This is a genomic window from Paenibacillus cymbidii, from assembly GCF_004764705.1.
GTDB lineage: Bacteria > Bacillota > Bacilli > Paenibacillales > NBRC-103111 > Paenibacillus_AN > Paenibacillus_AN cymbidii.
In genome coordinates this window covers 251,021-263,220 of record NZ_SHLX01000004.1, presented here as the reverse complement: position 1 = coordinate 263,220, position 12,200 = coordinate 251,021, and the positions used below count along the sequence as shown (strand labels likewise).

Here is a 12,200-nt window from a genome sequence, read left to right as displayed (position 1 = left end):
ACCGCACGCCTCAATAGTTGACCCAGCGCTTCTGCCACGTCCATTGTACGGCGGTAACCGCAAATATCAGCAGAAACATGATCCATGCCATAGCGGATGCGTATCCCATGTCGTAAAACTGGAAGCCTGATTGGTAAATGTAAAACGTGAGTACGCTCGTAGCATGGCCGGGACCGCCTTGCGTCATGACGTAAATCGCGCCGAACACCTGGAACGATTGGATGATGTTGATGATGAGCACAAAAAATGTAGTGGGCGATAGCATCGGCAGCGTGATGTAGCGAAAGGAAGCGAATGGTCCGGCACCGTCGATGGTAGCGGCTTCGTACAGGTCCTTCGGAATATTTTGCAACCCCGCCAAATAGATGACGACATTATAGCCGACATGGCTCCAAATCCCCATCAGCATAACGCCGGGCAACGCCCATGCCGTTGTCGACAACCAGCCTGGAGGGTCGCTGACACCCGCAAACCGCAGCAACTCGTTAATCGGGCCAAGAGTAGGATGATACAGGATGCTCCAGACGATCGACACCGCAACAACGCTGGTGATATACGGCATAAACACCATCAGGCGGATCGTTTTTTGCAAGAACAACCCGCGGTTCAGGCCTGTCGCCATAACGATCGCCAGCGCCATCGTTGCCGGAACCGTTACGCCGGTATACACGAAATTATTGCGTATGCTCGCCAGAAACCACTCATCGCTCCACATGCGGACGAAATTGGAAAGCCCCACCATACGAAAACCGGTCAATCCGTTCAAAAAATTCCAATCGGTGAAGCTGATCGCGAGCGAAAACAAAATCGGTACCAGTGTCAACAGGCCGAAGCCGGCCACGCTGGGCATAATAAACAGCCATCCGGAAATCGTATCTGCTCTTTGTTGCCTCACATCGGCACCCCTCCCCCGTTGCGAACTCGTCCCTGATGGCGAATCTGCTTGTTCCTCACCTCCTGCAACCATAATGGTAGTAAAGCGGCCCATAAAAAGAAACGCCCGTTTCTACGGAAACGGGACCCGATTCATGGATTGCGGCGAACCTGTTCCGGAATGCGCCGCTCGACGGATTGCTGCCGGATACAATTCTTTGAAATCGCTTTCCTTTCATCTGGATTTGGCGAACTGCAGCGGCGTAAGGCCATAGTATCGTTTGAACATTTTGGCAAAATATTTCGGATTTTCGTACCCGACCTTCTCGCCGGCTTCGATCCAGAACATGTTCCCTTTCTCCAGCAGTTCTCTTGCTTGCCGCACACGAACCTCCTGCAAATATTGGCTGAAAGGAACTCCTTTTTCTTTGGCAAACAAGTTGCTGAAATAATTTTCGCTCAGGTGGACCCAACGCGCGATATCCTTCACCCGAATGTTGTCCATATAGTGGGTGTCAATATAATCAATCGCCTTGTTGATTTCCACTCGATGCGTGTGTTTCAGCGCCCCCGCCATCGAGCGGACGACCTGATGCAACCGCAAGCACCACTCGATCAGCGTGTCGTAGGATTCGAATCGGTGGATTTGTTCGAACGGGGAGTCTCCCTGGAACGCGCTTTCCAGATGCCCGCCGCGGTCGCGAATGTACAGCATGACAGACGATACCCATTGACAGACTCCGTCCTTGACGTTTTGCACGGATGTTGGCCGCTCAATCTGCCTTGGAAACAATTGCTCGAAAGCCTGTTGTGAGACCTGTTCTTCATCCAGATCAAGCATGGCGAGGTAATTTTTCATCGGCGCTGGCCGCAAGAACGGCTCGCCGCTTTCTCCCAGGCGCATGGATTCCCTCTCCTGGGAACCGGCGACGAAGCTGTTGTCGAAGAAACCGGTATAGTCCGATTCGGAAGCAGCCGCTTCCCCCGCCTTGTCCGGGCGTTCATCATGGGTTTGTACCAATGGATCTCCCCTATGGCCCGGCGGTAAAGCGGCGGCAATTTTAACTACTGTCTGCAGCAACTCGTCCGGTGTCATCATCAACTTCTGGATATAATCGGATACACCGAGCCGAAGCGCTTCAAGTGCCGTCGGAAAATCCTCCAATACCGTAAGAATGAGTATTTTGACATCCGGATATTCGTTCCGCAGCGCGCGGATCAGCTCCAGTCCGTCCATCCGCGGCATTTTGATATCGGTCAGTACAATATGGGGCAGCGTCGTGCGGATTAGCTCCATCCCGCTGATGCCATCGGTCGCTTCGCCCGCCACCTCGATCCCGTGTGCGGACCAATCGATGCTCGAGATAATCCCTTTCCGTACGAGAACTTCATCGTCAATCACGACGATCCGAATGGCCATCGTTATTCCTCCTGACAGGAAGCCGTATTGAAGCGCAGGTCATGCCGTTCGTATCGTCCCGCTCGAAGTCCAGGCCGTACGGCGGACCGCACATCATCCGGATGCGATGATGCACATTGGTCAACCCGATTCCCGACAGGGTGTTGTCCGCAATCGAACGGCGAATTTCATCCAGCTTGTCGGGGCTCGGTCCCGCACCGTTGTCCGCTACCTCGATCACAAGCGTATCCGATTCGATGCGCGACCTTATGGCAAGCAAACCGCCATTGATAAACAGCCCGTGCTGGTACACGTTCTCGACAAGTGGCTGGAGCGACAGCTTGGGCACCATGCAGTCGAGCGTTGCCGGGTCGATATGCTCTTCAATACGGATCGTATCTCCGAAACGATGCTTCTGGATCGTCAAGAAGTAGCGAACATTGCGCAAATCCTCCTCCAGCGTAATGGTCTCCTGTCCCCGGTGAATGCTCATATTGAGCAAATGGCCGAGCGATACCAGCATCTCCGTGATGCTCTCCGTACCTTTCAGAATCGACATCCACTTGATCGTATTGATCGTATTGTACAAAAAATGCGGATTGATCTGCGCCTGAAGCGCCTCCAGCTTCGCTTGCTCCTTCTTCCGTTCTAGAATGATTTCATTGGTCAACTGATGCTTCAGCTTCTTCAGCATCGTATTCAGATTTTTCCCAAGCCAGCCGACTTCGTCCCGGGATCGCACCGCAAAGCTAACATCCAGATTGCCGGCCTCGACTTGCTTCATCCCGATGTGCAGCAATCGGAGCGAACGGGTGAAAATCGTTGATATCCCGACAATAATGGCAATAAATAAAATCATACTGATCATGAGGGTCATCGTCGCTATGTTGCGCACTTGCCTGATCGGATTGAAGATTTGTTTATGCGGAATCACTTGAACGACCAGCCATTCGGACAACGAGATATAATTCGTGAATACTTCCACCCGGTCGCCATGAACGTCACTGGAGAATGTCGCTTCCTTATTGCTCAAGCGGGATTCGATGGAAGGATATACCTTGGCGATTCCTGCCGGATCTTCTCCCATAAAATTGCCTTTGCGATCCATAATGAATCCCAAATTTTTCAGCCGGTCGTTTTTCATGCCGAGCATGTCCAGAAAAGGCTGAACGGGTTCGCTTATGATCAACATCCCGATCACCTGGCCAAAATCCCGATCCTTGATTTGCATCGCCAGTGTAACCAGCTTTTCCCCGCTGCGATGCACATAGTTGTCGTGATTCATTTCCCATACCATAAACCCATTCCGGCTAATCGCTTCCCCGTACCAATCCGATTTGCGAATTCGCTCGTACGTTTCGGGCGTTTGTGCCCAATTCGTATAATAGTTTCCTTGATTGTCGATCAGTGCGAGGTAAACGGAATTCGAAATGAGCGTAGTCGATATTTCCAGAAATTTCTGATCCATCTGATCGATCCGGTCGATTGTGTCCCTTGCGGAACTCGGCGGGTTGCGGAGCACATTCAGCACATTTTTGTCCAGTGTCAGCGAGTTGTAAGCGTTTACCATTCCGCGAAACTCACGCTCCATGTTCCGGTTGACCTGCTGCAGCCGCTCCGATGTCGAGGCGGCGATCTGCCTGGTCAATAAATGTTCGAACTCGCGATAAGTGTAGATCCCGATCCCATAAATCGGAATCAGGATGAAGACCAAAAATGCCGCAATGAGCTTCGTATGCAATCGGACAAAAGGCATGTCTCGCTTCCTCCGTGCTTTCGCCGTCATATGATCCGTGATTACTTTTAGTATACAGCAAACGCCGCGCCGGCGGCGCGGCGATCGATTCCGGAAATCGAACCGCAAGCCAACAAACGGCACTACGGAATCCCGTGTGCCGTTTGTTTGCCTTCGATGATCCGCTATGTCCGGATGCGGACGATCATTTCGATCGAAACAGGCGTATGAAAAGGCAAAGCCGGCGCAGCTACCGCCGACCGGGCATGCTGCCCGGACTCGCCAAACAACTGCACGAGCAATTCGGAGGCGCCGTCGATGACATACGGCTGCAAGGCAAAATCCGCCGAGCTGTTGACGAAACCAAGCAGCTTGACGATTCGTTCGATCCGGTCCAAATCGCCCAAATGCGCCTGCAGAGCCGCCAAAGTATTGATAGCGGATTGGCGCGCCGCCTGACGTCCCTGATCGGCAGTAAGCTCTCTGCCCAATTGCCCTTCGTACATCAATTTGCCGTTGACCCGGCAGCCGGTTCCTGAAGTAAACGCCAAGTTGTCGATTGTTACGACGGGCACGTAAGTGGCGACCGGAACCGAAGGCTCCGGCAAGTCGATGCCAAGTGCAACAAGCCGCGACTCAATGATCCCCATACAAGAGCCTCACAATCGTACGGCATGCTGCGCCAATTTCGTCTCGTTGACCTCAATCCCCAGACCCGGTCCTTCGGGCAAATGATAATAACCGGCCTCGCAAACAAGCGGCTCCTGTAATATCAGATTGGCAATCGCAAACACCGTCGGCTGAAACTCGAGTATGTAGAAATTATTCATATTTGCACATAGTTGCAGCGTTGCTGCAATACATATGCCGAGCCCGTTGCTGATATGCGGAGCAATCGGAATATGGAACGCTTCCGACATCGTGGCGATTTTACGCATCTCCGTTATACCTGTGAAGCCGATATCGGGCTGGTAAATGTCTCCCGCTCTTCTGAGCAGCCGTTCCTTGAATTCATATCTGGTCCGGATTTCTTCGCCAATGGCCACCGCCATGTCGAGCGCCCGGCTTACTTCGGCGATCCCGTTTATGTCCTCGCACGAAACCGGCGCCTCCAAAAAATCGAATCCAAGCCGCTCCAGCCGGCGGCCCAGTTGAATGGCCTGGGATACCGGGTATTGCTGGTGCACGTCCGCCATCAAACGAAAGTCGTCGCCGACTGCCTCCCTGATCAGTTGGGCAACCTGGGCATCTCGCAGCAAGCCGTATCCAAGATGAATTTTAATCGCGTTGAAGCCTTCCGCTTGCCAGTCCAGCGCCAGACGAATTTTCCCCTGATCGTCCTCGGCGGCAAATCCCGACTGGTAAGCGTGAATCCGTTGTCTGGCTGCTCCTCCAAGCAGCCGGCAGACGGGAAGCTGCAGCGATTTCCCCCATAAATCCCATAGGGCAATGTCCACCGCAGCAATAGCCGTCACCATGAAGCCGGACAAGAAGCCGCGTTCCCGCATGGAATCGTACATGGTGTTCCAAAGCACTTCGACATTACGCGGGTCTTCACCAATCAGCAGCGGTGATAGAATCTTGCGTACGATTTCGCCCGTCACTTCGGGTGCAATCGGCGACAATGCCTCTCCCCAGCCTATCAAACCACACGCCGTCGTTATTTTGACGATCATGCTTTCCTGTTGGGTCGAATAAATCGCTTTATACTTTGCATGCGTGTAATAATCGGTCTCGCCCCGGAACTTCACATTTCCCTGATACGGTATCAGCTTCGGGATTTTCACAATGTAAATGTCGATCGATTGAATCATCATCCTTGTCCCGTCCCCCCTCTATTGTTGGCTTGTATGCCAAGTATAGAAACAGAGGATTTCGATTGCTAGGCTCGTTTGTTGGGGAATAAGGGCGGATTCTTCGCTCTTCTCGTCAGAAGGATAAGATTATTGGAAGCATTCGTTTATTCTACGATCACTCATTTCGGAAAATAGGCCATAAAAAATGGCCTATTTCACAATTGCCTTGTTATTCCGCGTTAACCTGACAACATGGGCTCCGTCGCTTCCTCATCTTCTTTACCAAATATACCGTTCCAGGAACGGATTCCGAAATTTTCCATGCGGATCACAACTGACCGCAAGGCGTTGGAAATCGAGACGTTTCTCATAGAGCGACTTCAATCGCTCAGGCTCCATTGTGAACAGTTTCCCCCAGTGCGGGCGCGCCTCATATGGTTCGAGCGCATCTTCGATGAGCGGCAGCACTCGCTCAACCTCCTCACCGTGCGGTTTCCATGTAAAGTGAATGCCGACGGAATTCCGGCCGTAGCATGGACTCATCCATAACCGATCGGCGGCAATGGTGCGCACTTCCGATATATATAGATGCGGAGCGATATGCTCACGCAGTTTGTAAATCGCCTCGATCGCAGCGTAGGCATGGCTTCGCGGCACAAAGTACTCGCTTTGCAGCTCCTCCCCCGCACTCGGAGTAAACTCCATCCGAAAATGCGGCAGCCTCTCGTGCCAAGGCCCCCTTTTTCCCAATTGCTCGCTGCATGGCTCCGCGGAAATGCCCGATACGGGGTGCAACGGCACCAACGCCCTCGTCGCCCCATAGAAATGATCCTCGACGATGGTTTCATCCGTATCGACGAGTCGTTTCAACCACACCTGATTGAAATGATCGCTCCTCCAATCGGTAAATAGGCTGACGCTGTACGCACTCGAGAAAATATCGTCGAAATGGCTTTCCAGCCTTGATAGCGCCAGATTCTCAAACAGCTGCTGTCCGATATCGAAGCTCGGCACGATGTCCAGCGTCAGCTTCGACAAGATGCCCAGCGCTCCGAGTCCGACGATGGCACCGTCCGCTTCCGGCTGTTCGCCGCGTGTATAAACGACCGCTTCCCCGCTTGAAGCAACAATCTCAACAGCGCGTACGGCGGTAGCGAGATTGCCATTCCGGTCCCCCGAACCGTGTGTGCCCGTTGCGCAAGCGCCGGCAATTGTAATGTGCGGGAGAGAAGCCAAATTATGCAACGCATAGTTGTTTGCGTGCAAATAACCGGCCAACTCTCCGTACCGAATGCCGCCTTCCACGGTGACGGTCCCGCGGGAGCCGTCAAGCTCCAAAACTTGATTCATCTTCTTCAGCGAAATCAGACTGCCGGCCGTATCGGCAATGCTGTTGAACGAGTGACGAGAACCAAGCGCGCAGACTTTATGCCGTTTGGCCACCCATTCCTGGAGCTGCTCCAATCGCTCAGGCTCGAACAACTCCGCAGCACTGTATCGGTAATTTCCCGCCCAATTGCGTTCCTCTTGCATTGTATGCTTCACTCCGTTTGAGAAGGTTGTACTTGCCGCCATTATATCATTCAAACTCGCATTTGTTGAATCCGTGTTGTTTTCAAGCCATATAAAATACATCGCCCGGGGCGCATGAGCCCCAAGGCGATGTATGCAACGAATTTCATCTAGTTGTATTTTCAATTGCAATAGCAAAACCGGCTATGCCATCACCGGCAAATCAGAAGTATGTTCGGCGAAAAAATCGTCCTGCGCCATAACCTGTTCCAGGTGTTTCATCCGCTGCGGGTTCGCGCTTGCTATCATCGCTTGACCATAGTAAGACGGCCGTTTGAAGTGGGCATTCTTCACGATATAGCTGCGAAGCACCTCTACATCCGTAAACCGTTGCGAACAATTTAATGTGAACATTCTCCGGGACTTGCCGCCGCCAAATGCCGAATGATACAAGTTATGGTTAAACACCAATACATCGCCGGGCACGTTGTCGACCACTACCGCAGGCACATCTTCACCGGGAATGCCCAGGTATTTCTCGGAGGCTTTATGGAATACTTTTTCGCGCAGATCATGGTTGAATCGATCGTCAACGTGATGCGATCCCGGCAACACCCTCAAGGCGCCATTGCTGTGATCCAGTTCGTCCAAATAAAAGGCGATTTTTAAATGCAAGCGTTCCCGGTTGTTATCATCCGGGTGCCAAGTCGTATTGCCGGAATAATAATTGCCGTCGCTTCCCATATAGTTGAAATCATCGCCGAGCAAGGAAGTGCAGATCCCGTTAATCCGCGGATCGTCAATGAGCGAGCTCAGCTTCTCCCGCTGATCGATAAACGCTACGATCGAGGTACGCTTCGTTCCATCATGAATTTTCGAAGCGAACATTGGAAATACTTGTGTAAATTCTTCTGTAATCCAGCCGATCTCATCCTTCATAAGCCCCGAGAACTTCAAGTAACCAAATGTATGGAAAAAATGGAGCTGTTGTTCGCTAAGCATGGCGCCAATCCTTTCGTATGGAATCTACCCACAACGCTATTATAAAACAGAAAAAATGGAGTGGTTATGCTATTATTTTGCCGACTTCTTTCATTATTTTGTCGAAAACAAACTTTCCACGCCCCGGTTTCACGCAAAAGGACTCCGATTCCACTAAGTAGTGGAGACCGGAGCTCTTAATAGGGGGCGCTAATAATCTCAAATAGATTTAAACCCTTTACTGCTTTTTTGTCTTCCAATCATTGAAATCCTGCACACGTTCCGGGTTGCATCGGCTTCTTACGATTAGCGTGGAGTATCGTTGTTCGAAGCCGGGCCCGGTTAATTCATGCCAGGAAAAGGATTGGCCCGTCGGCGTGTAGCGGATATCGATGCTCCAACGTACGCCTTCGGACACGTTCGGCAAGGATCGATGCAGCGTCAATTGATTGAAAATCAGGATGTCTCCCTTTTTCATCCGGGCTGTGATGACTTCTCCCCTTGCTTCCACGTCTTCCACAGGCACTCGCTTGTTGCCAAGGCTTGCATACGGGATAAGTCCCCATTTATGGCTTCCCGGAATGACCTGCATGCAGCCGTTGCGCTCATCCACATCCACAAGCGGTATCCAGAAGCTTAAGATCCGGTAGGAAAGATTATCGTTTTCGGCCCCGTTGTAATAGAAGCTGTCCTGATGCCAGGGGAGCGTGGTCAAGTCTTCATGCGGCACCTTCGGCCTGACCCAGTAATCTCCGTTCAGCGTAATTTCCGGCCCAAGATACTGCTCGCAACTATTCAACAATTTGCTGTTCGTACAAAGCTCGTAGACCGCTTGGCTGAATACTTCCTGATTCCAGCCGCTTGCTTGCTGCGGAGACATTTCGCAAATCTTGGCCCATCTGGTTTCTACCGGAAGTTCCGCATATTTATTTGCAATTCGACCTTCCCGAAATAAAACTTCCGTTTTTTCGTCCATAACGCGGGCGATCAGGTCCGTTACGGATTGAATTTCCGCAGGTGACAACACATTTTGCAAAATCATGTATCCCTGATCTTCAAATTGCTGCATCGTATTGACCAGAAATGAATATGCCCGATTCGTTCCGCATATTTCCGCACACACTGCACCAAATCTTGCCCACCGCGAACGATATGCCCGGAATCCGGCCCCAACGCGATTTCGGCGTCAAGACGCTCCATTAAATAGCTGTACGATTCCGCGGTTTCCAGCAAGGAGCCATGATGCGAATGGGGATGAACATTGACATGGACGCCAATCGTGCGAGCCAGCCGGCCAACCGCATGATAAAACAACAGAGCCTGGTCGATCTTCTTGTACGGCAGCTCTTGACTCGGACTGTTGGCTCCAGCCAAACCAAGAACCGCTTCCGGAAAATGGCTCAAGAAACCGAGCAAACGTTTGACGCTTTCCAGATCTGCCTCGAACGATTCCGCATCGGTAAAACCGCTTGGCGTCGAGAAGGCAACCGCAGCCAAGCGCATCCCATGCTCATCCAGCATCGCCTTTACTTCCAGCGGCCGATCTATATAATCCCCGAGGACATGATTGCTGATCTCAATACCGGCATAGCCAGCAGCGGCGACTTCCGCAATAATCTCTTGCAGACCGCCCTGACGTTCGGAGCCGAGCATTTCCCACGTATACGTCTGGCAGCCAACCCGAATTTCGCTCATCGCTTCTCTCTCCCGCCTCGCTCGTAAGCTTATGCTTGATCAATCAAATTTTGCAGACAGGCATAAGAATCTTTGACATGGATATCGGCATAATCCGGGCTGAGCAGCGCTTGATTGCCCGCGGCCTCGTTGTTATGAATATTCGACTCCAGCTCAATCGAGATATACTCCCGGTAGTTGTTGTTCTTCAACTGCCGGATGATTTGCGGCAGCGCGATTTCACCGCTTCCCAGCGAAACGGCTTGCGTGCCGATATGATCCTTCAAATGGACATGCCTGATTCGAGCGGCAAAGGTTTGCAGGAAGACGGCGATGTCCACCTTGCTGCTGTGAAAGTGTCCCGAATCGAATGTAATGCCGATCTTCGTGTCGGCCAAAGCGTCCATGATTTCGGCATAATCGTCATGAAACTGAAACTGGCTCTTGTGATGGTTTTCCAAACACAACTCGACACCGGTTTCATCAAGATCCTGCACCACTTCATTCAATCCGGCTATCGTGTGCTTCAACCCGTTTCTCCACCCTCGGTGCTCCGGTAATGACCAGTTTCCCGATGTTAAGCGCTTTGGTCGCGTGGATGGCCCTTCGCAGATGAAAGGCGCTTTCCACCGCTTTCTCCCGGTTGGCATTTTCAATATGAGGGCCGTAATTGACAACCAGTTCCACGCCGTTGCTTTGGGCAAATTGGCGCAGCTTCTGCAGATCGACCCATTGGATCATGCTCGGCATATAGGTGAGCGGGCCGGCCAATTCCACATAAGGAAAACCGTTTGCGCCCGATTTCACTATCGTTTCTTCGATTTCATCCGTACCCCTGTCCCGATAACAGCAAGTAACAATAGCGATTTTCATCGGTTCGTCCTTTCTGCGCGCTCGCTTAACGGTCGCCAACTTCAAAGTCGGCGAACGAAACTTCCTTGCCGGTTTGCGCCGATTGCTCGACAGCCGCAAGCAGCTTCATGGCAATGTAGCCATCCTCGATATTGGCCGACGCCTCGTTGCCCGACAGAATGGCCGACGCAAAGGCGTTCAGTTCGTCTTCGTAGCCGCGATAGCTGTACAGCGTAGCCCAGTTCTGGTTCGGCTGCCAGGTCAACGCGTCCTGACTATCGTCCAATCGCGCAACCGCTTCAACGAAGTGGGCTTGATCCCTGGCATGAGACGGCCTGATTGGCGCGTTGCGGTAGTAGGTGATTTCCGCGGAGTTTTCCACAATCACATGTTTGCCGACACCCGTCACTTCCAGGCGGACATTCGGGCTGGTCCATTCTTGCAGGCAGCTCATATCCAAGGTTGCGATCGATCCGTTCACGAATGAAAGGGAAGCCTGCTGGTGAAATTGTCCCGGCGCTGCAGTGGCCTCGCGGGCAAATACTTTATCCGGCTCTCCCATAAAATGCCGCGCCAAATCGAACCCGTGTATGCAGTGGTACAGATAGAAGGCAGGATGGTCCGGATACGGATTGGCCATATAGCGAAAATACAATGCCTTGACCCCGCCAAATTCGGGGCGCTGGCTGATTTCCTTGGCCATTTGATTCGCAGTGGCGAACCGCATCATAAATCCGACCTGAATTTGCCTGCGGTGCTTCTCCGCCAGGCGCACCAGTTCGAAGGCTTGCTCCCTGGTTTCTCCGGGCGGCTTTTCCATCCATACATGCAAACCCCGCTGCAGCGCTTCCTTCGCTACCTGATAATGAACCTTCGCAGGTCCGATGACGAGAATCGCTTGCAAATCTTCCTTCTCCATCATCTCAATGGCATCCTGATAGTATCGCCTGGCGCCGTATTTTCGCGCATTATATTGTGCTTTGGACAGGTCCAGGTCGCATACGGCCACCAAATCGACAGGCGCGTTGCGCAGCGCGGGGAAGATCGCAATGGAAGCACGCACCCCGCAGCCTACGATTCCAATTCGCAACTCTTCATTGCCCGGTTGGCGGCTGCTTTCATCATTCACGTTCATGTTCTCAACTTCCTCCCGCTCCGAGATGCTTGTTATCGTGAGTCCATCGCTTTCCCGACCCATGGTGGATTGGATAATGAGCGGCGATTGCTGTTCTTCGGCCGCTTCGACAACGGCCTGCAGCATTTCCAGCGTATGGACATTGAACGCGCTGATACAGTAGCCCCCGGCTCTGGCGGCCTGCAACATCGTTGTTGACGATACCAATGGCATATACGCCGGCTCCTCTGCATGACGAATGTA

At 52.2% G+C, this 12,200-nt stretch carries 12 protein-coding genes; all 12 read right to left on the bottom strand.

All coding sequences use genetic code 11. The features are described 5' to 3' along the window. Nucleotides 1–10: 10 nt before the first annotated feature. The 12 genes from EXY20_RS08165 to EXY20_RS08115 all read right to left on the bottom strand — a co-directional run bounded on the left by EXY20_RS08165 (nt 11) and on the right by EXY20_RS08115 (nt 12,170). Complete coding sequence (locus EXY20_RS08165) at nt 11–895, bottom strand: carbohydrate ABC transporter permease (RefSeq protein WP_235885424.1); 885 nt, start codon at nt 893–895, stop codon at nt 11–13. Nucleotides 896–1,108: 213 nt separating this feature from the next. Continuing rightward, nucleotides 1,109–2,293, bottom strand: coding sequence for a response regulator transcription factor (locus tag EXY20_RS08160; protein ID WP_135549571.1), 1,185 nt, complete (start codon nt 2,291–2,293; stop codon nt 1,109–1,111). Then, nucleotides 2,268–4,028: a sensor histidine kinase gene (locus tag EXY20_RS08155; RefSeq protein WP_167859080.1), complete on the bottom strand. Its 1,761-nt coding sequence runs from the start codon at nt 4,026–4,028 to the stop codon at nt 2,268–2,270. The genes EXY20_RS08160 and EXY20_RS08155 overlap by 26 nt, the downstream gene beginning before the upstream one ends. 164 nt (nt 4,029–4,192) lie before the next feature. Then, entirely contained in the window at nt 4,193–4,657 is a 465-nt protein-coding gene (locus EXY20_RS08150) for a RidA family protein (RefSeq protein ID WP_135549566.1), read from the bottom strand. A gap of 9 nt (nt 4,658–4,666) precedes the next feature. Next, nucleotides 4,667–5,824: a mandelate racemase/muconate lactonizing enzyme family protein gene (locus EXY20_RS08145; protein ID WP_135549564.1), complete on the bottom strand. Its 1,158-nt coding sequence runs from the start codon at nt 5,822–5,824 to the stop codon at nt 4,667–4,669. A 258-nt stretch (nt 5,825–6,082) separates the two neighbouring features. Beyond that, nucleotides 6,083–7,336: an FAD-binding protein gene (locus EXY20_RS08140; RefSeq protein ID WP_135549786.1), complete on the bottom strand. Its 1,254-nt coding sequence runs from the start codon at nt 7,334–7,336 to the stop codon at nt 6,083–6,085. Nucleotides 7,337–7,519: 183 nt separating this feature from the next. Beyond that, entirely contained in the window at nt 7,520–8,317 is a 798-nt protein-coding gene (locus tag EXY20_RS08135) for a phytanoyl-CoA dioxygenase family protein (RefSeq protein WP_135549563.1), read from the bottom strand. Nucleotides 8,318–8,534: 217 nt separating this feature from the next. Next, complete coding sequence (locus tag EXY20_RS08130) at nt 8,535–9,338, bottom strand: phytanoyl-CoA dioxygenase family protein (protein ID WP_167859079.1); 804 nt, start codon at nt 9,336–9,338, stop codon at nt 8,535–8,537. Continuing rightward, nucleotides 9,335–9,949 carry a sugar phosphate isomerase/epimerase family protein gene (locus tag EXY20_RS08125; RefSeq protein ID WP_167859078.1) on the bottom strand — a complete coding sequence of 205 codons (615 nt, stop codon included), beginning with the start codon at nt 9,947–9,949 and terminating at the stop codon, nt 9,335–9,337. The genes EXY20_RS08130 and EXY20_RS08125 overlap by 4 nt, the downstream gene beginning before the upstream one ends. Nucleotides 9,950–10,020: 71 nt before the next feature. Continuing rightward, nucleotides 10,021–10,500: a sugar phosphate isomerase/epimerase family protein gene (locus EXY20_RS08120; RefSeq protein ID WP_235885422.1), complete on the bottom strand. Its 480-nt coding sequence runs from the start codon at nt 10,498–10,500 to the stop codon at nt 10,021–10,023. Further along, nucleotides 10,472–10,843 carry an apurinic/apyrimidinic endonuclease family protein gene (locus EXY20_RS39770; protein ID WP_235885420.1) on the bottom strand — a complete coding sequence of 124 codons (372 nt, stop codon included), beginning with the start codon at nt 10,841–10,843 and terminating at the stop codon, nt 10,472–10,474. Before EXY20_RS39770 ends, EXY20_RS08120 begins: the two co-directional genes overlap by 29 nt. A gap of 25 nt (nt 10,844–10,868) precedes the next feature. Next, entirely contained in the window at nt 10,869–12,170 is a 1,302-nt protein-coding gene (locus EXY20_RS08115) for a Gfo/Idh/MocA family protein (RefSeq protein WP_135549555.1), read from the bottom strand. Between the last annotated feature and the right edge of the window lie 30 nt (nt 12,171–12,200).

What these genes read in the sequence shown, in the direction of transcription:
- EXY20_RS08160 (WP_135549571.1), bottom strand. Translation starts at nt 2,293, where the DNA reads ATGGCCATTCGGATCGTCGTGATTGACGATGAAGTTCTCGTACGGAAA.
- EXY20_RS08150 (WP_135549566.1), bottom strand. Translation starts at nt 4,657, where the DNA reads ATGGGGATCATTGAGTCGCGGCTTGTTGCACTTGGCATCGACTTGCCG.
- EXY20_RS08125 (WP_167859078.1), bottom strand. Translation starts at nt 9,949, where the DNA reads ATGCTCGGCTCCGAACGTCAGGGCGGTCTGCAAGAGATTATTGCGGAA.
- EXY20_RS08130 (WP_167859079.1), bottom strand. Translation starts at nt 9,338, where the DNA reads ATGATTTTGCAAAATGTGTTGTCACCTGCGGAAATTCAATCCGTAACG.
- EXY20_RS08140 (WP_135549786.1), bottom strand. Translation starts at nt 7,336, where the DNA reads ATGCAAGAGGAACGCAATTGGGCGGGAAATTACCGATACAGTGCTGCG.
- EXY20_RS08145 (WP_135549564.1), bottom strand. Translation starts at nt 5,824, where the DNA reads ATGATGATTCAATCGATCGACATTTACATTGTGAAAATCCCGAAGCTG.
- EXY20_RS39770 (WP_235885420.1), bottom strand. Translation starts at nt 10,843, where the DNA reads ATGAAAATCGCTATTGTTACTTGCTGTTATCGGGACAGGGGTACGGAT.
- EXY20_RS08135 (WP_135549563.1), bottom strand. Translation starts at nt 8,317, where the DNA reads ATGCTTAGCGAACAACAGCTCCATTTTTTCCATACATTTGGTTACTTG.
- EXY20_RS08115 (WP_135549555.1), bottom strand. Translation starts at nt 12,170, where the DNA reads ATGCCATTGGTATCGTCAACAACGATGTTGCAGGCCGCCAGAGCCGGG.
- EXY20_RS08155 (WP_167859080.1), bottom strand. Translation starts at nt 4,028, where the DNA reads ATGCCTTTTGTCCGATTGCATACGAAGCTCATTGCGGCATTTTTGGTC.